General features: G+C 65.1%; 15 protein-coding genes and 1 pseudogene. 12 read left to right on the forward strand and 4 right to left on the reverse strand.

From position 1 onward, the window contains the following. Nucleotides 1–80 precede the first annotated feature (80 nt). Both JOF46_RS04190 and JOF46_RS04195 read right to left on the reverse strand, forming a co-directional pair. Nucleotides 81–1139 (reverse strand): LacI family DNA-binding transcriptional regulator, encoded by a 1059-nt coding sequence (locus JOF46_RS04190; protein ID WP_209906169.1) that lies wholly within the window; start codon nt 1137–1139, stop codon nt 81–83. Nucleotides 1140–1554: 415 nt separating this feature from the next. Continuing rightward, the gene (locus tag JOF46_RS04195) at nt 1555–3045 is read right to left on the reverse strand and encodes a PucR family transcriptional regulator (protein WP_209906170.1); all 1491 of its coding nucleotides are present in this window, start codon (nt 3043–3045) and stop codon (nt 1555–1557) included. Between the two features lie 254 nt (nt 3046–3299). Here JOF46_RS04195 and JOF46_RS04200 point away from each other — a divergent pair, with 254 nt between their 5' ends. The 5 genes from JOF46_RS04200 (at nt 3300) to JOF46_RS04220 (ending at nt 8841) form a co-directional block, all read left to right on the forward strand. Next, complete coding sequence (locus JOF46_RS04200; RefSeq protein WP_245347998.1) at nt 3300–4514, forward strand: alpha-hydroxy acid oxidase; 1215 nt, start codon at nt 3300–3302, stop codon at nt 4512–4514. A 35-nt stretch (nt 4515–4549) separates the two neighbouring features. Continuing rightward, the gene (locus JOF46_RS04205) at nt 4550–5482 is read left to right on the forward strand and encodes an ABC transporter substrate-binding protein (RefSeq protein WP_209906172.1); all 933 of its coding nucleotides are present in this window, start codon (nt 4550–4552) and stop codon (nt 5480–5482) included. Between the two features lie 144 nt (nt 5483–5626). After that, a complete protein-coding gene (locus JOF46_RS04210) occupies nt 5627–6436 on the forward strand; it encodes an amino acid ABC transporter permease (protein WP_245347999.1) in 810 nt (269 codons plus the stop codon). Continuing rightward, complete coding sequence (locus JOF46_RS04215; protein WP_281070087.1) at nt 6433–7197, forward strand: amino acid ABC transporter ATP-binding protein; 765 nt, start codon at nt 6433–6435, stop codon at nt 7195–7197. Before JOF46_RS04210 ends, JOF46_RS04215 begins: the two co-directional genes overlap by 4 nt. Nucleotides 7198–7359: 162 nt before the next feature. Continuing rightward, entirely contained in the window at nt 7360–8841 is a 1482-nt protein-coding gene (locus JOF46_RS04220; protein ID WP_245348000.1) for an MFS transporter, read from the forward strand. Between the two features lie 82 nt (nt 8842–8923). On the opposite strand, the gene JOF46_RS04225 is transcribed toward JOF46_RS04220, so the two are convergent. Further along, nucleotides 8924–9592, reverse strand: coding sequence for a TetR/AcrR family transcriptional regulator (locus tag JOF46_RS04225; RefSeq protein ID WP_209906174.1), 669 nt, complete (start codon nt 9590–9592; stop codon nt 8924–8926). 211 nt (nt 9593–9803) lie between these two features. On the opposite strand from JOF46_RS04225, the gene JOF46_RS04230 reads away from it, so the two are divergent. Next, the gene (locus JOF46_RS04230) at nt 9804–11438 is read left to right on the forward strand and encodes an ABC transporter substrate-binding protein (RefSeq protein WP_209906175.1); all 1635 of its coding nucleotides are present in this window, start codon (nt 9804–9806) and stop codon (nt 11436–11438) included. A gap of 343 nt (nt 11439–11781) precedes the next feature. Further along, nucleotides 11782–12687 (forward strand): annotated as a pseudogene (locus tag JOF46_RS04235) (IS982 family transposase). 20 nt (nt 12688–12707) lie between these two features. Here the strand turns inward: JOF46_RS04235 and JOF46_RS04240 are convergent. Further along, entirely contained in the window at nt 12708–13430 is a 723-nt protein-coding gene (locus JOF46_RS04240) for a TetR/AcrR family transcriptional regulator (protein WP_209906176.1), read from the reverse strand. Nucleotides 13431–13585: 155 nt separating this feature from the next. Between JOF46_RS04240 and JOF46_RS04245 the strand changes: the two genes are divergently transcribed. From JOF46_RS04245 to JOF46_RS04265, 5 genes are read left to right on the forward strand one after another with little or no spacing between them, the layout of a single operon-like run. Beyond that, nucleotides 13586–15268, forward strand: coding sequence for an amidohydrolase (locus tag JOF46_RS04245; RefSeq protein WP_209906177.1), 1683 nt, complete (start codon nt 13586–13588; stop codon nt 15266–15268). Between the two features lie 6 nt (nt 15269–15274). Continuing rightward, nucleotides 15275–16915 (forward strand): ABC transporter substrate-binding protein, encoded by a 1641-nt coding sequence (locus tag JOF46_RS04250; protein ID WP_209906178.1) that lies wholly within the window; start codon nt 15275–15277, stop codon nt 16913–16915. Further along, nucleotides 16902–17927, forward strand: a complete 1026-nt coding sequence (locus JOF46_RS04255; RefSeq protein ID WP_425355031.1) for an ABC transporter permease — start codon at nt 16902–16904, stop codon at nt 17925–17927. The genes JOF46_RS04250 and JOF46_RS04255 overlap by 14 nt, the downstream gene beginning before the upstream one ends. Continuing rightward, the gene (locus JOF46_RS04260; RefSeq protein ID WP_209906179.1) at nt 17924–18781 is read left to right on the forward strand and encodes an ABC transporter permease; all 858 of its coding nucleotides are present in this window, start codon (nt 17924–17926) and stop codon (nt 18779–18781) included. Before JOF46_RS04255 ends, JOF46_RS04260 begins: the two co-directional genes overlap by 4 nt. Then, nucleotides 18778–20454, forward strand: a complete 1677-nt coding sequence (locus JOF46_RS04265) for a dipeptide ABC transporter ATP-binding protein (RefSeq protein WP_209906180.1) — start codon at nt 18778–18780, stop codon at nt 20452–20454. The genes JOF46_RS04260 and JOF46_RS04265 overlap by 4 nt, the downstream gene beginning before the upstream one ends. Nucleotides 20455–20458 lie beyond the last annotated feature (4 nt).

Here is a 20458-nt window from a genome sequence, read left to right on the forward strand (position 1 = left end):
GCTTTCTGGATCGGGCATGGCAGGGGAAGAAGGCGCAGGCGCGCCAGGGGGAACTGTGGAGCAAAAAGGAAGGGAGCGGGTTACAGTGCGCTGGTGTCGGGCGTGCAGCCGCAGGTCCGGCCGATGTGCAAGCGGTGGGCGCACACCGAATGCTTGTAGGTGCCGCGCGGACGGGTGATCTGGTCGAGCAGGAGTTCGAAGGATCGCTCGGCCATTTCCCTGACCGGTTGGACGATCGTGGTCAGGCCGATCAGCAGCGAGCGGCTGCGCGGCAGCCCGTCGCTGCCGACCACCGCCACATCTTGCGGAATGCGCAACCCCAGGGAGAGCGCGTGTTCCATAACGCCGATGGCGATCTCGTCGGAGCCGCAGACGATGGCCCGTGGCGGGTTGGGCGAGCCGAGCAGCTTTTCGGCGGCGACCCGGCCACCGTCCGAATTGAGCCTGGTGCTGATCTTTCGGTCCCCGGTGATCACCACGCCCGCGGCGCTCGCCGTGCGCACGAAGGCCTGTTCGCGGGCCAGCGAGGCGGTGGAGAAGCGGGGGCCGATGACCGTGGCGATTTCCGTATAGCCGTGGCCCAGGATGTGGCCCATGATGTCGGTAGCGGCGGCATCGTCGTCGATGCCCACGAAGTCGCCGGGCAGGTGGTCGGAGCGCCGGGAGAGGCATACGTACGGGATGCGCTTTTGGCGCAGGGTCCGCAGCGCCCTGGAGTCCTCGCGCAGTGCGGCGGCAATGATGACCCCGTCCACGTTGCGCGCAGCCAGGGTTCCGGCGACCTGGGCGAGCGATTCGGGGTCGTCCTGGGTGGTGGCGACGAATACCTCGAAGCCCTCGGCGGCGGTGGCGTTGATGATGTGCTGCGCCCACCCGGTGTACATCTGGTTAACGATGTTCGGAAGGATCAGGCCAACCACCCTGGTCAGCAGCGGATCGCGGCCCGCCGAATTGCCGGAGGGCCGGAATCCCATTTCGTTGGCGATCTTCACGACGTGCCGCCGGGTCTCCGTCGAGGCACCCGGCCGCCCGTTCATGATGTAGCTGACGGTGGCCGCGGAAACGCCCGATGCGCGGGCCACCGCGGCGGCGGAGACCCGGGTGGGCCGGTCCGTCGGGGCGTTGGTGGTGCTCGGCATCTTTGCCTCCTTCGCAGTGTCGCTTCTATGGCCGGTAAATCCTTGGTGTGTGATCACCATTACAGACCACAGTTCGACGTTAAGCAACGTTAAGTGATGGGACACAAGAGCTAAGGACGCCTGCGGCTGGAATCAAGCAGGAATCCCCGGATGGCCACGCCGCGCTGCGGCGCAGCGAAGCGGGAATTGCTTAATGTTGCTTATGACCTGAGCTCCCGGGGATGCGCGTGGGCATCCGCCGGTCTATATGGCGCTCACCGAGGCGATCGCAGGGTTTACTTCGGGCGTGCCCTGAGTTTCTGGGCATGCCCGGCAGTGCCCTCTGTTCAGTTCCTTCGCGCTCCGGGTGGCAAACGGAGGACTTCGGGGAGTGGAATGGGCGCGGATGGCCATCGGCTGTCCCTCCTCGACTTACCTACCGTGCCGTGGCCAGACGCAGCCAGAGCCAGAGCCTGGCTGAGGGATCGCGCAGATGGATGTCCAGATCGCGCTCGATCCGTTCGATTCTGTAGCGCACGGTGTTCTGGTGCACGTGAAGCATGGCCGCGGTTTCGCGAACGTTTCCCTCGGTATTCAGCAGGGTGAGCATGGTCTGCGCGTAGACCCCGCCGTTGTCGCGGTCGTGTTCGAGAAGTTTGGCCGCATCATCCCCGATATCCAGACCCTGTTCGCTCAGCAGCTCGCCCAGCCTGGCGATGCCCAGCTCGACACGGATCTCGTCGAAGGCTGCCGTTTGGCTGCCCGCGGGGGCCGCCCTAGATCCAACGGGGGAGAGCAGTGCGCCCATGGCCTCCATGGCCTGCCGGTAGCTGCGGCCGATCTCTGCCGTCGTTGCGGCGACGTTGCCGAGGCCTGCGCACACGTGGGGTTCGGGTCCGTGCGCCGAGACCTTGACCGTGTGTTCAGCGAAGTCCCGTACCGCTGCAGCCGAGTCACTGGCGACAAGGGCCACCACCGTTGGGCCGATCGGCGCCGTCTGCGCCCAGCCGAAGCGGACGCGGGCATTAGTGCGCACCAGGTGAAGCAAGCGCTGCTGTCCGCCGCCCAGGGACCGCGTTGCCTCGTCGGCCAGCCCGAAGGCAACGACGTGGTGCCGGCGTTCGGGCCGCAGGCCCAGCTGGGTTGCCGCGAGGTGGGCGTGGTTCTGGTCCTCAAAGAGCGTGCGCAGCAGATCGGTGCTTCGCTGCTCGCTGCCGGCAATGGTGCTGCGGGCATGTGACATGTGAAGCGCCACTAGGGGCTCCACTGAATCGAGCAGGGCGCGGGTTGCCGGAGCGGTTTCAGGATCGGACTGGATGACCCACAGCGCGCCCAGCGCCTCGCCGCGGGCGTGGATGGCGACGGCCACTCGGCCGTACTTATCACCGCTTCCGGGGAGATAGGTCGCCGCGGCATTTCGGTAGAGCGTCTTGTAGCTCTCGTTGTGCTCGGGTGGCACTGGTTCCTGCAGCGAAAGCGTGGATTGGCGCCGCATTTCGTCGATGGGTTGCTCCGGCAGCGTCGAGTAGCCTAGAACGCGCCCCACATAGTCGACGAGGCTTACCGCTCCGCCGGCCAGGCTGGCCACCGCATTGGCCAGCCCAAACAGGTCTCCCATGGGGACACCGCTCGCGCTGGCGGCCGGTCGGCTTTCGGCCACCGAGCGGGCGACGGCTGTGATGAGGGCCCAGTCGGCGTCGGGTCGAATGACAAGGACGGCGCACTCCTTCCCGGTCAGCTCGGCCAAGGACGGTTCGCGCGGATCGTGCGCCTTGACGATCACGGCCGCCGCTCCCGCGGCCGAAAGCTCGCGCACGCTGTCCGTAAAATCGGGCAGCCGCGGATCCAATCCGATGCCCAGCACCACGTGATCGTTGATGGCCTGGCCGGGGAACCGGGGGTCGTGCAGGGTGGCTCCGCGCAGCATGCGGGCGAGGGCTTTGCCACTCCCCAGTGCTGTGACAAGGTCCGTTCCGAGTAATTCGGAACAGCGGGACACTGAGAACGGGGAATCCGGCGCTGCGTCTGGCATGGTCATAGGAGGATTCTATAGCGTTTCCTCCATATCTCTGGTGAGTTCTCCATATATCGAGATGCCCGCTGCCGACAGACTAGTGAGGCACAACACCAACACAGCTAGGAAGTGGAATGAAGCTCTCAGACTTATTCGGACTCGTACAAATGCCGCAACGTGCACGCACCGAACAAGAGCGTCTTCAGCGCAAGTACCTGACCATCGAGGACCTGCGCCAGGGTGCCAAACGGCATCTTCCTGGCAGCGTCTTCGACTACATCGATGGCGGCGGTGACGACGAAACCTCCTTGCGCCGCAACGAAGATTCCTACGGCGACTACTCATTCATTCCACGCTGGGGTAGTGTCAACTACCCGGACGTCAGCACGACCATTCTGGGAACCAAGAGCGAACTGCCACTGTTCCTTTCCCCGACCGGTGGCACTAGGCTGTTCCGTCCAGAAGGTGAACGCGCTGTCATCCGTGGCGCAGCCCGTGCCGGCGTCCCGTACGGCCTGGCCAGCCTGAGCAACACCACCATGGAAGACGTCGCCGCAGCGGCGCCTGAAGCCAGACGCTGGTTCAACATGAAGCCCAAGCCTGACCCCCGGGACACGCAGGCGCTGCTGGATCGGGTATCGGCCTCCGGCTACGAGGCCCTGCTGGTGAACATCGACGCGCGCACCATTGGTCACCGCGAACGCGACTACCGCAACGGGTTCACGGCCCCGCCGACCATCCGATTCGGCACGGTGCTCGAGGGCGTGGTGCGTCCCGCATGGTCCCTCGGTTTTCTCCTCAACGAGGCGGTGGCATTCCCCAACCTCACCGGTGACAGGCCCGAGGGCCCGATGACCAGTACCCCGGAAATGTGGCGGAGCCTCATGGGCGGAGGATTCGTCCCGCTGGGTTGGGATGACCTGGCTGACCTGCGCGAACGCTGGGACGGGAAAATCGTCCTCAAGGGTTGCGTCAACGCGGACGACATTGTCCAGGCAGCCGACATCGGCTTTGACGCAGTGCAAATCAGTAACCATGGCGGGCGCCAGTTGGACCACATGGCAAGCCCGCTGGACGTGCTGCCCGACATCGTGGACCGCGTCGCCGGCCGCATGGAGATCTATGTTGACGGCGGCATTCGCCGCGGCACTGACGTCGTCAAGGCACTCGCCCTCGGAGCGGACGCGGTGGCCATCGGCCGCCCCTACCTCTACGGCCTGGCCGCCGAGGGCGAGGCCGGCGTTGTGCACGCCATCGATCTGTTCCGCCAGGAAATCACCCGCACCCTCTGCCTACTCGGCTGCGACTCGATCGCCGAGGTGCGCGAGCGCGGAACCTCCTTGCTGAAGCACCGTGCCATGGCTCCCGCCCGCATTGGATAGTCCGAATCCCCACCCCGCCCAGGAAAGGCATCTTCATGAGCATCTTTACCAAGCAATCACCTCGTCGCACGGCACTCGCTGTCTCCGCGGCCGTAGCCGCGCTGGCCCTGACACTGTCCGGGTGCAGCACCACCGAGGCGGCGTCCACTACACCGTCGGCCGCCGTTGCGGACGGCCCGACGATGGCCGCCATTCCCGCCGCGGCGGCATTGGTCCCCGAGAGCATCCGAAGTTCCGGTGTCCTGCGCATTGCCATCCCCACTAATGAGCCCCCAACCCAGTACTACAAGGAGGGTACGGAAATCATGACGGGCATCAACCCGGATCTTTCCCGCCTGCTGGCAGGTGCACTGGATTTGAAGCCGGAGATCATGGTGAGCTCCTTCGACTCGATCATTCCGGGACTCAGCGCCGACCGCTTCGACATGACCATGTCGTCGATGGCCGTCAACGAGCAACGGCTCGCGGTGTTGGATTTTGTAGACTACGTGAAGATGGGCACCGGGTTGGCCGTTCCGTCAGGCAACCCCGGCAAGGTGTCCCTGGATGACCTTTGCGGTAAGAAAGTCGCGGCATTGAGCGGTTCCTACCAAGTCACCGCATATGTTCCGGAATTTGACGCGGCATGCGCGAAGGCAGGAAGGCCCGCATTGGTCGTCAAGCAATTCCAGGACACGCGGCAAGCAATTTCCTCCATCACCTCCGGACGCGATGACGCCGTCTTTGCCGATCTGCCGATCCTCGCCCACGCGACCAAGCAGACCTCCGGCATCGAAATCGCCGGCACCAAGAACGTTCTGCCAGTCGGCATCGGCATGCCCAAGGGCGGCCCGCTGACCCCGGCCGTGGCGGCGGCCATGAAGGAAATCGTCAAGTCCCCCGAATACAAGGCCGTCCTGGAAAACTACGGGATCGAGAAGAGCGCCGTTGAGGAAGCACGCGTCAACATTCCCCGGTCGGCGGGCTAGATGACGGACCTGGCAACGGCGCAGTTCCCCGATCGGGCACGCCGGAAAACACCCGAAGCGATACTTTCCACACTCTCGAGCCTGGAGGTTCACCCGAGGTCTCGCCGCGGACGCATTGTGGCGGCAGTGGTTGCGCTGTTCGTCATGGTCGCCTGCGGCTGGGACGTGGCAACCAATGAACGATTCGGTTGGACGGTTGTCGCGCAATACCTCTTTGCACCCGAAATTATTGCAGGGGCAAAACTCACGGTGCTGCTGACGGTCGTGGCGATGCTTGCTGGCACCGTGCTTGGAGTGGCGCTGGCTGTCATGCGGCTCTCGGAGAACCCGGTACTGTCCTTGCTGAGCCGCGGCTACATCTGGTTCTTCCGGGGAACGCCGCTGTTGATCCAGCTCATTTTTTGGTACAACATCGCCGCACTGTATCCGGTCATTGCCCTCGGCGTTCCCTTCGGAGGGCCGAGCATTGCGCTCGGCTCGGCCAACGTTCTGGTCACCCCGTTGGGAGCCGCCCTGCTCGGGCTGGCGTTGAACGAGGCAGCCTACATGGCCGAAATAATCCGTGGGGGTATCTCCTCCGTGGACCCGGGACAGCTGGACGCCGGCAAGGCCATTGGCATGAAGGGCGGGTTGCTAATGCGCCGGGTCATTCTGCCCCAGGCCATGCGGGTGGTGCTGCCGCCCACAGGCAATCAGGTGATCTCCATGCTCAAGGGCACCTCACTGGTATCCGTGCTGGCGATATCCGACCTGCTGTATTCGGCGCAGATCATCTATTCAGTGAACTACCAGACGATTCCGCTGCTGATCGTTGCCTGTCTCTGGTACCTGTTGATGACCACGGTGCTGAGTTTCTTCCAGGGCAAGATCGAGCGGCGCTACGGGCGGGGCTTCACGCCCCGCAAGCCACGCACAACCAAGAATGTTGCTGTGTCAGAGGGGATGGACGCATGAGTGCGTTGATGGTTGAGACCCGTTCGGTCCGAAAGGCCTATGGGAACAACGTTGTCCTGAAGGATATTTCCTTGCAGGTACCCGTGGGCTCGGTGACCTGCCTGATTGGGCCCTCGGGCTCGGGCAAGACCACATTGCTGCGCTGCATGAACAGGTTGGAATCGATCGATGCGGGCATCGTCATCGTCGATGACGAGTTGGTGGGCGTCGAGGCCCGCCGCGGGAAGCTGATTGCGCAAAGCGAGAACGACGTTGCAGCGACTCGCCAGCAGTCCGGCATGGTCTTCCAGCGCTTCAATCTGTTTCCGCACCGCACGGTGCTCGAGAACATCATCGAGGGCCCGCTGTACGTCCAGAAGCGAAGCAAGCGCGAGGTCATTCCAGAGGCGCGCATCCTGCTGGAACGTGTGGGGCTTGCCGACAGGGAAGGCGCGTATCCGCAGGAGCTCTCCGGCGGGCAACAGCAACGCATTGCCATCGCCAGGGCGTTGGCCATGAAGCCCAAGCTGATCCTCTTTGACGAGCCGACCAGTGCGCTGGACCCCGAACTCGTGGGTGAGGTGCTCGCAGTCATGAAGGGCCTTGCCGCCGACGGCATGACCATGGTTGTCGTGACGCACGAACTGGGCTTCGCCCGCGAAGTCAGCGACCAAGTGGTGTTCATGGACGGTGGCGTGGTTGTCGAATCAGGACCGCCGGACGAGGTACTGCTGAATCCACAGCACGAACGGACCCGTGAATTCATCGGCCGCGTTCTGTAGCGAGCGCGGGGCGGAAACGGAGTATAAATCAGGCGGGGTCCATCCCGATCGCCGGGGCTCACCGGCCAGGTCCCGGGCCTTTGAATGACGCTGCCAATTGCGGAACGAAATTTCTGGTTCACCTGCCTTTCGAAGTTCGGGCCCAAGTTTTAGGCTTGGACCATGCCGCAGGACGACCCGTCACCTGCCAACACCGGAACCACCGAAGCGGAATCCACCGGTGTAGCGACGCCTCCGAAATCGGGGCACCGCACGTTCCTGCATGTGCTGGTCAATACGGCCCTGGCCAACGTGGTCACCAGCTTCCTCTGGTTTGCGCTGACCTTCTGGGTGTACTTGGAGACCCGATCGGTGCTGGCCACCGGGCTCATTGGCGGGACCTACATGCTGCTGGTCGCGTTCTTTGGCTTGTTCTTCGGGGTGCTGGTGGATCGCTACCGCAAGCACGCGGTGATGGTGGGCTCCACGCTGTTCACGGTGGCCTGCTTTGCGTTGGCGGGAACGATGTTCCTGCTGGTTCCCGAGTCCGAGATGCTGAGCCTGTCCGGGATCTGGTTCTGGCTCTTTGCCCTGGTGGTGCTCATCGGTGCGGTGGTCGAGCAGCTGCGCAACATTGCCTTGTCCACCACCGTGACCCTGCTGGTGCCGGCGGAGCGCCGGGCCAATGCCAACGGGCTGGTGGGCACCGTGCAGGGGCTCGCCTTCATGATCACCAGTGTCTTCAGCGGCCTGGCCGTCGGGTTCCTGGGCATGGGCGGGACGATCGTCATTGCGCTGGTGGCCTGCCTCGTGGTGCTGGTGCACCTGATGTTCCTGCGCATCCCGGAGCCGAAGGTCGTGCGGGCCGCCGAACGCGAGAGCTTTGCCGAGCTGCGTGCCGGGATCTCCGCGGTCCGGGCGACCCAGGGCCTCTTTGCCCTGATCCTGTTCACGACCTTCAACAACCTCACCGGCGGGGTGTTCATGGCGCTCATGGACCCCTATGGCCTGACGATCTTCCCGGTGGAGATCTGGGGCGTGGTGCTCGGGGTGACCGCCACCGGCTTCCTGGTCGGCGGCGGACTGGTGGCCAAGTTCGGCCTGGGCAAGAACCCGATCCGCACCATGCTGATCCTTGTCGCCTGCACCGGGGTCCTGGGTGCAACGTTCACGATCCGCGAATGGTGGTGGCTGTACGCCGTGGGAATCTGGATCTACATGATGCTGATCCCCGCCGTGGAGGCAGCGGAGCAGACGGTGATCCAGAAGGTGGTGCCCTACGCGGTCCAGGGCAGGGTCTTTGGATTCGCCATGACCTTCGAGGCCGCCGCCGCACCGATCACCGCCTTCATGATCGCGCCGCTGGCCGAGTTCTGGATCATCCCCTACATGAACTCCCAACCCGGGAAACAGAGTTGGGGCTGGCTGCTGGGGGAGGGGAACGCCCGAGGGATCGCGCTGGTGTTCCTGGTGTCCGGGATCGCCTCGATCGTTCTGGGGCTTGCCGCCCTGGCCACGCGGTCGTATCGGCGACTTTCGGTTGCCTACGCCACGGCGCCCGAGAGCGGGCCTGAGGGGGCCGAAGATCCGAATCCGGCTGCAAGCCGACCCGTTGGCGGCCAGGGTGCCGAGCCGTTGGAATCGGGCGCAAACGGCACCGACTGACAGGGCCGGGCCGGGTGTTAGCAAGATTCCCCGGCGAAATGCGCCGGTGCCCCGGCCTTGCCCGGAGTCCAGGAAGCGGGACTCAGGCCTCCGACTTCACCTTGGCGGCACCGATGATCTGCCGCACGCCGGCCAGGAAGATCTCCCGGTGGTCGAGGGCCAGGATCTCCTCGCGTAGAGCAGCCGTCAAGGGATGGCGAGACGAATCTGCCAGCAGTGGGCCGGCAAACCATTCGTGCGATTCGGGGTCTGCGGATTCGGCTTGGTCGCGTGCCAGCCCCGCGGCCCCGGCCAGCACGTAGGCGCCGAAGATCGCATACTGCTCGGCCAGTGCCTTGCCCTCCAACCCGGCCTCGGAGAAGCAGGCGAGCATCAGCTCGATGCTGTCCAGTTCACCCTGGCCGCTGGTGGTCAGCGAGGTCGCGGTGACGGCAATGGCCGGGTATTCCAGGAAGGTGTCGAGTGTGGCCTCGGCGAAATCGATCAGGCAATCCTCCCACGACGAGACCGGGGTTTTGAGCCTGGTGCGGGCTATCTTGAAGACGCGATCCAGGAGCTCCTCCATGAGGCTTTCCTTCTTGAGGAAGTGCCGGTAGATCGCCGTGGGATCCACGCCCAGCTCGTTGCCCAGTTCCCTGTAGGTCAACGAGAGCGTGTGCGGCCTCGACGCCAGGCGCAGGGCGGCCTCGACGAAGACCTCACGATCCAAAGTGACCTTGACGGCCTTGCCGGTGGTCGGCTTTGATGCCACGCCACCCTCCTTCCCCTCCCGCGCTCGGCGGGGTCTCGTTGTGCTCCAGCCATCCTACAGTCGTCCGTGACAACGGATATGTCAACGCCATTGACAGGTGCATTTACTGCCCTTAGTGTCGTAGCTAACACTCGAGGGGCGATCGTCGCAGGGCCGGAACGCGGCTGGGCTATCGGCACCCGAACAGTTCCACCCGAACAAGGAGTCCGAGATGAGAACCAAGCCCCTGAAAGTCGCGCTTGCCGCAGGTGCCGTGTTGGCACTGGCATCGTGCTCGGCCTCGCCTGGAGCCACGGGAGACGGTGCACCGGCCCCCGCCTATGAGATCACCGCCAACACCGCCGCTCCGGTTGGTGAGCTGGACAAGCTCACCTTCTCCACCTACGCGGAGCCATTCTCGCTGGACTACGCCTACGCCTTTGACTACGCGGACAACCAGGTGCTGGCCAACGTTTGCGAGTCGCTGGTGCGGTTGAACGACGACATGTCGATTTCCCCGGGCCTGGCCGAGAAGTACGAGAACCGCACGCCCAACACCTGGGTCTACACGATCCGCCAGGGCGTGAAGTTCCACGATGGCACCACTCTCACCGCCGATGACGTGGTGGCCTCGATGAACCGCCACCTGGACCCGGCCGTGGGCTCCTTCTGGTACTCGGTGTACCAGAACGTCGAGAAGATCGAGAAGACCGGACCCAACGAGGTCACGGTGACCTCGAAGGTTCCCGATGCCTTGTTCAACGAGTCGATGTCCGGTGCCGCCGGCGTCATTGATTCGGCGGCCATGTTCAAGAAGGCCGGCGCCGACTACGGCAACGCCAAGGGCGGGGTCAACTGCACCGGCCCGTTCGAGTTCAAGAGCTGGCAGAGCGGCGAGAAGCTGTCCTTTGACCGGTTCGACGGCTACTGGGACCCGGATCTCAAGGCCAAGGCCAAGGAGCTTGACTTCGTGATCATGACCGATCCGGTCGCCCGCGTCAACGCCCTGAAATCCGGGGAAATCGACGGTGGCTGGGTGCTCCCGGCCACGGCCGTGGACGACCTGAATGCCTCGGGTGCCGGCAAGGTCTACTTCGGGCTCAACACCGCGGTGCAGTCGCTGGTGGTTTCCAATCCCGACGGTCCGCTGGGCAAGCCCGAGGTCCGCAAGGCGCTGCTGATGGCGCTGGACCGCGACGGCCTGGTGAAGGCCGCCGAGGGCGGCTACGGCAAGCGCACCAACTCGTTGACCAGCGAGTCGGTGTGGAAGCACGCGGACGACGGCACCAAGGAGGCAGCTTTCAAGGACCTGGTCGACTACCCCTACGATGTCGAGGCTGCCGCCAAGATCGTCAAGGAGCAGGGCGTCGAGGGCCAGGAAATCACCATCACCACCGCACCGATCGGCAACAACTTCGCGGTGATCGCCCAGGCGACGGCCGCTGCAGCGGAATCGATCGGGCTGAAGGCCAAGATCAACACGGTGACCCCGAACGCCTACACCGCGTTGTTCTCCGACCCGGAGGCACGCAAGGGGACCGACCTCTACTACACCAGCTGGTACCTCTCGGTCGGCGATCCACAGGAAATGTTCTCGATCCTGCGCACCGGTGACTTCTCGAACTACGGCGACTGGTCCAACAAGGCATTCGACACCTCGGTGAACGCTGCCCTGGAGACCATGGACCAGCAGGAACGCTTCACCAAGTCCCTGGAGGCCCAGAAGATCACCAACGCCGAGATCCCGTGGCTTCCGCTCTATGAGAGCCCGAACCTCCTGTGGATGAGCAACAAGATCACCGGCGCCTCGCCGTCGATCAACTTCATGTACTACCCGTGGGCGGCAAAGATCGGCGCAGCCAAGTAGGCACCGAAAGCGGTTCCTGCATCTGATTTCACGGCGAACAAGCGTGTGCTCCCCGGCCGAGTCGTTTCGGACCGCGGAGCACGCGCTTGTCTGCGGGGGCAACCGGATCGTCGGCGCCTCCCAGCGTCTGGCGGCCGCGGTTTTCCCGGCGTTTCTGGCGGTGGACCGGCTTGGCACGACCTGTGTGCCGCCTGCAGCCTTGCAGGTGCCCGGGGGGATCGTCCCGCCTTTCGCGGACACCCCTAGATGAATAAGTCCTAAATCGGTGCCGAGGACAAAAGACCCCAGTTCATTTTTGAACTGGGGTCTTTTAATCGTTCGAGGAGAGTGTTAAGCCTCGTATGTGAACCCAAAACTCAACACTCTCCTGACCACACTCTACGTCCTGCTGACCGATCGTGTCCTGCCGGATTTGGGATACGACCGGTCGAGCAAACCCGGCCGCAAGGCCGTCCTTGGCGACGCCGAACTGTTGTGCCTGGTCGTGGCCCAGCACCTCTTGCACGGGCACTCCTCCGAAGCCCGGTGGGGCCGCTACGCCCGCACACACCTAAAGGAAATGTTCCCCGGCATCCCGCAGCAATCCGGCTACAACAAACGCGTCCGCGCCGCCGGAACGCTGATCTCCGCGGTGATCACCGCCCTGGCCAGGGACACCGAATCCTGGCACGAGATCCTCCGCCTGCTCGATTCGACCCCGGTCCCGTGCGGCACCAGCCGCGAAACCGTCAAGCGCTCCGAGCTGGCAGGGCACGCCGGCTACGGGTACTGCGCCTCGCACTCGCGCTATTTCTGGGGCTTCCGCCTGTACCTGATCAGCACCCCGGAGGGCATGCCGGTCATCTGGGGACTGGCCAACCCCAAGCTCGGGGAACGCGAGGTCACCGAGGCGTTGCTGCGCCACGACCACCACCTGGTCCGCGACGGGCAGGTCATCCTCGCCGACAAGGGCTTCGCCGGCAAGGAGTTCGAACGGTTCATCGCCGAGGACCTCGGCGCCAACCTGGTGCGGCCGGACCGCAAGGACGAAAAGCCCCGGTTCGGGAAGTTCGGCGGCATCCGCCAATAGATCGAGTCCGTCTTTGACAGTCTCAAGGGCCAGCTTGGCCTCGAGCACCACGGCGCCCGGACCCTCGACGGGCTATATGCCCGCGTCGCCTCAAAACTGTTGGCCCTCGCGGCCGGAATCTGGCACAACTGGAAGACCAACGCACCCCGAAAACGCTCCCTGACCGCCTACGACCACTGATTTCAATAGGACTTAATCATCTAGGCCGGCGGCGGGTTTCCGTGGGCAGGTTCGCTGACGGTGCCGGCCCGGTCCCCTGCCTGCATCTTGGCGGCGGCAATGATCTGGCGCGCTCCGGCCAGGAACATCTCGCGCTGGTCGATGGCCAGGATGTCTTCGCGGATCGCCGCCACATGGCTGTGGCGTTCCGGGTCGGCGCTCAGGGGGCCGGCGAACCAGGCAAAGGATCCGGATTCGTCTTCGGGGGTTTCGACGTGGTCGCGGACCAGTCCCGCAGCGCTGGCCAGTACATAGGAACCGTAGATGGCGTATTGCTCGGCAAGCTCCCTGCCTTCCAGGCCGGCCTGCGCAAAGCAGGCGAGCATGAGTTCGATGACCGAAAGCTCACCCGGTCCATTGGTGGTCAGGGAGGTGGCGGTGACGGCTATGGCGGGGTACTCAAGGAAGACGTCAAGGGTTGCCTCGGCGAACTCAACGAGCCTTTCTTCCCATCGCTCCACCGGGGCCGAGGTGCGTTCGCACGTGTGGGTCAGCACCCTGTCCAGCAGTTCCTGCATCAGGGACTCCTTGCTGCGGAAATGCCGGTAGATGGCCGTGGGGTCGACGCGGATCTCCTTGCCCAGGTCGCGGTAGGTCAGCGTGAGCCTGTTCGGGCGCGAGGCCAGGCGGAGCCCGGCCTCGACGAAGACCTCGCGGTCAAGGTGGGGTTTTGGGCCCCGTTCCCGGCTGGCCTTGGCTTCCATGCTCCGCTCCGATCGCGTGCCCCGCAGGGTCTTGGGTGCTGGGGAATCCCCCTATCCTACATTCGATGATGACAACTAGTCTGTCAACAGCATTGACAGAGCTGTTGACCTGAAATAGTGTCATACCCAACAGCCCACGGAGATGAGGATCACAAATGCAGGAAAACGTCGAGGTCGCCTTCCACTCAGGCAGCATTTTCACCGGTTCGGGCCAGCCCGTTACAGGTGTGGCAGTGCTCGTTAACGACGGGCGAATTTCCGCCATCGTGCCCGAGGACCAGCTGCGTGCCCACACCGGGCCCAACACCCGATTGATCGACCTCGACGGAGCCTTGCTGTCCCCGGGCTTCCAGGATTCGCACATCCACCCGGCCGAGGGCGGAACCGAACTGCTCCAGTGCAACCTCTCGGAGGCCGAAAACGCGCAGGAAGCAGTGGAAGCCATTGCTGCCTATGCCGCGGCCAATCCCGAGGTCCCCTGGATCCAGGGCGGCGGTTGGTCAATGGACCACTACGAGGGCGGCGCACCGCTGGCCTCGCTGATCGACGCCGTGCTCCCCGACCGCCCGGTGGCCCTGAGCAGCCGCGACCACCACTCCATGTGGGCCAACTCCGAGGCCTTCCGTCTCGCGGGCATCGATGCCAACACCCCCGATCCGGCCGACGGCTACTTCGAGCGCCTGGTCGACGGCAGCCCGGCGGGCACCCTGCACGAGGGGGCCATGGACCTTATCGCCGCCCACGCCCCGAAATCGACCGACGACTTCCTGCTCGCCGGCCTGCTTCGCGCCCAGGACGACCTGATCGCCCAGGGCATCACCGGCTGGCAGGACGCCATGGTCAACGGCAACCCGGAGAACCCTTCCACGTCGCTTGCCTATGAACGCGCGCTGGCCGACGGCACGTTAAAGGTCCGCGTCCGCGGCGCCCAATGGTGGGCACGCGATGCCGGTCTGGAACAGATTCCGGCTTTGGTCGCCACCCGCGCCCGCGCCGAGGCCCTGGGCCTGCCCGAGCGCTTCAACCTGGGCACCATCAAGATCATGGTTGACGGCATCGCCGAGAACTACACGGCCTCGATGATTGAGCCCTACCGCGACAAGTGCGGACACAAGACCGATAACACCGGCCTGTCCTTCATCTCCGCCGAAAACCTCGCCAGCTACGTCACCGCACTGGATGCCGAAGGTTTCCAGGTCCACTTCCACGCGCTGGGCGATGCAGCGGTGCGCGACGCACTCGACGCGGTTGCCGCGGCCCGCGCCGCCAACGGCCCCTCCGCCAACCGCCACCACCTGGCCCACCTGCAGGTGGTCTCCGAGGCCGACGCCGCACGCTTCGCCGACCTCGACGCGGTGGCAAACCTGCAGCCGCTCTGGGCCTGCCACGAGGACCAGCTCGATACGCTGACCCTGCCATTCATGCCCGAATCCGCCCAGGACCGCCAGTACCCCTTCGGCGACCTGGTGGCCGGCGGCGCCCGCCTGGCCGCGGGCAGCGACTGGCCGGTCTCCAGTGCCGATCCGATCGCCGGGGCGCACATCGCGGTGAACCGCATCGCCCCGGAGGAGCACTCGGTGCCACTGGGCGGGGAGAAGCAGTGCCTGGACCTTTCCACCATCTGGGCCGCCTACACCTCGGGGACCGCGTACGTGAACCACCGCGAGGACTCCACCGGCTCGATCGCACCTGGCTACTTCGCCGACCTTGTCGTTGTTTCCCCGAACCCGTTCGCAGTCCCTTCTTCCGAGATCCACAACAGCCGTGTCGTGTCCACCTGGATCGACGGGGAATGCGTCTACCGCGCCTCCGACGTCGCTGCGGAACAGGGAGCCTAGGGAAGCATGAAGACCAAGAACTTCAACACCAAGTCGCTGAAGCTCGCGGCCGCCGCCGCAGTGGTGCTGTCGCTGACAGCCTGCGGCGGTGCCTCGCCCCAGGCCGGCGCCGTGGCACCGACCTACGAACTGACCGAGAAGACCGCTGCCCCCACCGGGGAGCTGGACAAGCTTTCCTGGTCGCTCTACGCCGAGCCGTACTCGCTCGACTACGCCTATGCCTTCGACTTTCCGGACAACCAGGTGCTGGCCAACACCTGCGAGTCCCTGCTGCGGCTGAACCCGGACATGTCCGTCTCCCCGGGCCTGGCCACCAAGTTCGAGAACCCCACGCCCACCACCTGGGTCTACACCATCCGCGAAAACGTGAAGTTCCACGACGGCAGCACCATGGGAGCCGACGACGTGGTGGCCTCGCTGAAGCGACACCTGGACCCGGCCGTGGGCTCGTTCTGGTACTCGGCCTTCGCCAACGTGAAGTCCATCAAGAAGACCTCCACCAACCAGGTCACCGTGACCACCACCAAGCCCGATGCGATCCTCAACGAATCGCTCTCCGGGGCACCGGGTGTCATCGAGTCCGCTGCCTTCTTGAAGAAGGCAGGCGGCGACTACGGCAACGCCAACGGAGGGGTCAACTGCACCGGCCCGTTCGAGCTCAAGGACTGGCGCAGCGGCGAGAAGCTCTCCTTCGAACGCTTCGACGGCTACTGGGACACCAAGAACGCCGCCAAGGCCAAGGAACTCGAGTTCGTGGTCATGACCGATCCGGTCGCCCGCGTCAACGCCTTCAAGTCCGGGGAAATCGACGGCGGCTGGATGCCTCCGGCCAACGCCATCGGCGAGCTGGACGCCTCGGGCGCCGGCAAGGTCTACTTCGGCACCAACTCCGCGGTGCAGTCGCTGATCGTCACCAACACGCAGGGCCCGCTGGGCAACCCGGAGGTCCGCAAGGCCCTGCTGATGTCCATCGACCGCACCGGACTGGTGGCAGCCGCCGAGGCGGGCTACGCCAAGCGCACCAACGCGTTGAGTGCCGAATCGGTCTGGGGCGCCGCGGATGAGGCGACCCAGCAGGCGGCCTTCGGAGAGCTGACCGACTACCCCTACGACGTCGAGGCCGCGGCCAAGATCATCCAGGAACAGGGCGTGGCGGGGCAGGAAATCACCATCACCACCGCACCCATGGGCAACAACTTTGCCGTTGTCGCCCAGGCCACCGCCGCCGCCGCCGAGTCGATCGGGCTCAAGGCCGTGATCAACACCGTGACCCCGAATGCCTACACCGCGCTCTTCTCGGATCCCGAGGCCCGCAAGGGCACCGATTTGGTCTACACCAACTGGTACCTGTCCATCGGGGACCCGCTGGAAATGTTCTCGATCCTGCGCACCGGCGACTTCTCCAACTACGGCAACTTCTCCGACGCCGCCTACGACAAGACCGTCAACGAGGCACTGGGCACCCTGGACACGGACAAGCGCTTCGCGAAGTCGGCCCGGGCGCAGAAGATCCTCAACGAGGATTTGCCCTGGCTGCCGCTCTACGAGGTACCCACCATCTTGTGGATGAACGACAAGATCACCGGCGCCTCCCCGTCGGTGAACCACCTCTACTACCCTTGGGCGGCCCAAATTGGCGCAAAGTAACGTAGCAACGGCACCGACTCCGGCTCCGGAACCCAAGGCCCCCGGCACGCCGGTGGCCGCGGGCCTGAAACTGGCGGCCGGCAAGATCGGTTCCTTCATCTTCACCGTGTTCGTTTCCTCGGTGATCGTGTTCTTCTCGCGCTGGCTGGTCCCCGGGGACCCGATCAACTTCCTGCTGCGCGGGCGCAGCCCCAACCCGGAAGCGATCGCGGAAGTCACAGCGATCTACGGGCTGGACAAGCCCCCGCTGGAGCAGTACTGGCATTGGGTCACCGGCGTGGTCACCGGCGACTTCGGCCGCTCGCTGCAGTACCGCCAGGACGTCTCGGAGGTGATCCTTGACCGCCTGCCGGTGACCCTGGGGCTGGTGGTGATGTCCGGCATCATGATCGCGGTGCTCGGTTTGGCCGCGGGCATCTGCGCCTCGCTGCTGCGCGGCACCTGGGCCGATCGGGCCATCATCGCCTCGATGTCCGGCCTGGCCGCGATCCCGTCCTTCGTCGGCGCGATCGTGCTGATCGCCGTTTTCGCGGTGCAGCTGGGCATGTTCCCCTCCTTCGGGTCCGGCACCGGCTTCTGGGACATGATCTACCACCTGGTCCTGCCCTCGCTGGCCCTGGCACTGTCCTTCATCGCCGTGGTGGGGCGCGTGACCCGCTCGGCCATGCTGGAGGAATTCGCCCGCGAACACGTCGAGGTCGCCCGCTCGCGCGGCGTCACCCCCGTGGCCGTGGTCATCCGCCACGTGCTGCGCAACGCACTGGGCCCGATCCTGACGGTCTCCGGCCTGCTGGTTGCCGGGCTGCTGGTCTCCTCCGCGATCGTGGAGCAGGCCTTTGGCCTGGCCGGGCTGGGTTCGCTGCTGGTCTCCTCGGTGGATCGGCTGGACTTCCCGGTGGTGCAGGCCATCGTGCTGATCGTTGTCACGGCCTTTGTCGCCATCAATACACTCGTTGACCTTTTGGGTCCCGTCATCGATCCGCGCCTCAAGGCCGGGGAGGGAGCACGATGAGCATCCAAGCAGCACCGCGTTTGCCGCTTAAGCGCCTGTCCCTGCACAAGACCCGCTGGGGGCTGGTGTTCGCCATCTCCTTCCTGGTCATCGTGCTCATCGCCGCGGTATTCGCACCGCTGGTCGCACCCTACTCGCCCTCGACCGTTGACCTGCTGCGGGTCAACACCGGCCCGAGCGCCGCACACCTGCTGGGCACCGACGCGCTGGGCCGCGACATCCTCTCGCGGATGGTCTTCGGTTCGCGCACCGCGCTGACCGGGCCGATCGTCGTGGTGCTGGCCTCCACCATCCTGGGCCTGCTTTCCGGGCTGTGGGCCGGTTGGGCAGGCGGCAAGGTCGACGCCGTCATTTCCCGCGTCTTCGACATCGTGCTGGCCTTCCCCGCCCTGCTGCTGGCCATCCTGGCCGTGGCGCTGTTCGGCAAGGGCCTGGTAGCCCCGGTGATCGCCATGTCGATTGCCTACACCCCCTACATCGGCCGGCTCACCCGCCAGCTGGTGGCCACCGAGAAGAACCGCCAGTACGTGGCCGCCTACAAGGTGCAGGGATTCTCCGCACCCTGGATCGCGACCCGCGCGGTGATGCCCAACGTGTTGGGCGTCGTCGGTTCGCAGACCACGCAGAACTTCGGCTACGTGCTGGTCGAACTTGCCGCCCTGTCCTTCCTGGGCCTGGGCATCCAGGCACCCACCGCGGACTGGGGCAACATGATCAACGAGGGCCAGGCGGCCCTGGTCTCGGGCAGCTTCCTGCCCGCGTTGATCCCCTCCATTGCAGTGGTGCTCGTTGTCGTCGCGGTGAACTCCGTCGGCGGATGGCTTTCGGACAAGTTGGGAGACCCGTTCGCATGAAACTTCTAGACGTCGTCGAGTTGGGCATTGAAATCAAGGCCCACGGAACACCCGCCCTGCAGCTGCTGGATAAGGTGTCGCTGCACATCGACAGGGGAGAGACCGTCGCGCTGGTCGGCGAATCCGGCTCGGGCAAGTCGCTGACCGCCCGTGCGGTGTTGGGCCTGCTGCCCTCATCGGCCACGGTGAGCGGCCAGATCGACCTGGAGGGGGTCCAAGTGCTCAAGGCCAGCGGCCCGGAACTGCGGGCCCTGCGCCGCACCCGCGCCGCGATGGTCTTCCAGGACCCGCGTTCCTCCATCAACCCGGTGCGCACCCTGGGTGCCCACCTGGTTGAACCCATGATGCAGGAGCCGGGCGCCAACAAGGCAGCCCTGCAGAAGCGCGCCATCGGGTTGCTGGCCTCCATGGGGTTGACCAACCCCGAGGCCCGCATGCACCAGTACCCGCACGAGCTTTCCGGCGGCATGCTGCAGCGCGTGATGATCGCCGGCGCCCTGATGAACGACCCGGAGCTGCTGATCTGCGACGAGTCGACCACCGCGCTGGATGTCACCACCCAGGCCGCCGTCATCGAGCTGCTCTCCAATGCGGTCAAGGAACGCTCGATGGGGATGCTTTTCATCACCCACGACCTGGCCCTGGCTGCATCGATTGCAGACCGCACCTATGTTTTGCGCAACGGCGTGGTGCAGGAGCACGGGGACACCCGGCAGGTCTTTGAGGCCCCGGTCTCCGACTACACCAAGGCACTTGTCGCAGCCACCCCGTCGATGGCGGGCGTCCCGAAGACCGGTGCCCATCGGAGCAATCCAACCCAGGCCCCGGTGCTGGGCGTCGAGAACATCTCCAAGACCTACCACCTCTCCGGCCAACCCCCGGTCCAGGCGCTGAAGAACGTCTCGCTGGTGATCCCCGCCGGCGGCGGGCTGGCCATTGTCGGCGAATCCGGCTCGGGCAAGTCAACGCTCGGGCGCATCGTGGCCGGGCTGGAAAGCCCCGACACCGGGTCGATGACCGTGGCAGGTGGCGAGATCACCGGAGCCAACGCCAAGGAACGCCGACTGAAAAAGGCCTCGCGGGTGCAAATGGTCTTCCAGGACCCCTACCAGTCCCTGGACTCGAGGCTCACCCCGGCCAAGGCCCTGGAAACCGTGCTCAAGCTGCACTACAAGCTCGATGCCAAGGCCATGAAGGCACGCGTCGTTGAGCTGCTCGAGTCGGTGGGCCTGGAGGAAAAACACGCGCACCTCTACCCGCGCAAGCTCTCCGGCGGGCAGCGCCAGCGCGTTGCAATCGCCAAGGCGATGGCCCTGGAACCGCGACTGCTGGTCCTGGACGAGGCCACCAGCGCACTTGATGTCTCGGTCCAGGCGCAGGTGCTGGAACTGGTCAACAAGCTGCGCCGCGAGCAGGGCGTCTCGGTGCTGTTCATCAGCCACGACCTGGCGATCGTGGGGGAGATCTGCGACGAGCTGCTGGTGGTCCAAAACGGCGCCATTGTGGAATCCGGCCCCACCGCCCAGGTACTGAACCACCCACAGCACCCGTACACCCAGACGCTGCTGGCCTCGGTGCCGCGCCCGCGCTGGGAAACCATCGGCAAGGGTCCGGCCAGCGGCGGGGACTGCCCCGATACCGACCTTGCCTCGGCAAACAACAACACCCTTTAGGGAT

This window comes from Paeniglutamicibacter psychrophenolicus, from assembly GCF_017876575.1.
In the GTDB taxonomy this organism is placed as follows: Bacteria; Actinomycetota; Actinomycetes; order Actinomycetales; family Micrococcaceae; genus Paeniglutamicibacter; species Paeniglutamicibacter psychrophenolicus.

Coding starts and splice junctions, on each gene's coding strand:
- JOF46_RS04190 (WP_209906169.1), bottom strand. CDS start 1,139: ATGCCGAGCACCACCAACGCCCCGACGGACCGGCCCACCCGGGTCTCC.
- JOF46_RS04195 (WP_209906170.1), bottom strand. CDS start 3,045: ATGCTGCGCGGAGCCACCCTGCACGACCCCCGGTTCCCCGGCCAGGCC.
- JOF46_RS04200 (WP_245347998.1), top strand. CDS start 3,300: ATGCCGCAACGTGCACGCACCGAACAAGAGCGTCTTCAGCGCAAGTAC.
- JOF46_RS04205 (WP_209906172.1), top strand. CDS start 4,550: ATGAGCATCTTTACCAAGCAATCACCTCGTCGCACGGCACTCGCTGTC.
- JOF46_RS04210 (WP_245347999.1), top strand. CDS start 5,627: ATGGTCGCCTGCGGCTGGGACGTGGCAACCAATGAACGATTCGGTTGG.
- JOF46_RS04215 (WP_281070087.1), top strand. CDS start 6,433: ATGAGTGCGTTGATGGTTGAGACCCGTTCGGTCCGAAAGGCCTATGGG.
- JOF46_RS04220 (WP_245348000.1), top strand. CDS start 7,360: ATGCCGCAGGACGACCCGTCACCTGCCAACACCGGAACCACCGAAGCG.
- JOF46_RS04230 (WP_209906175.1), top strand. CDS start 9,804: ATGAGAACCAAGCCCCTGAAAGTCGCGCTTGCCGCAGGTGCCGTGTTG.
- JOF46_RS04240 (WP_209906176.1), bottom strand. CDS start 13,430: ATGGAAGCCAAGGCCAGCCGGGAACGGGGCCCAAAACCCCACCTTGAC.
- JOF46_RS04245 (WP_209906177.1), top strand. CDS start 13,586: ATGCAGGAAAACGTCGAGGTCGCCTTCCACTCAGGCAGCATTTTCACC.
- JOF46_RS04250 (WP_209906178.1), top strand. CDS start 15,275: ATGAAGACCAAGAACTTCAACACCAAGTCGCTGAAGCTCGCGGCCGCC.
- JOF46_RS04260 (WP_209906179.1), top strand. CDS start 17,924: ATGAGCATCCAAGCAGCACCGCGTTTGCCGCTTAAGCGCCTGTCCCTG.
- JOF46_RS04265 (WP_209906180.1), top strand. CDS start 18,778: ATGAAACTTCTAGACGTCGTCGAGTTGGGCATTGAAATCAAGGCCCAC.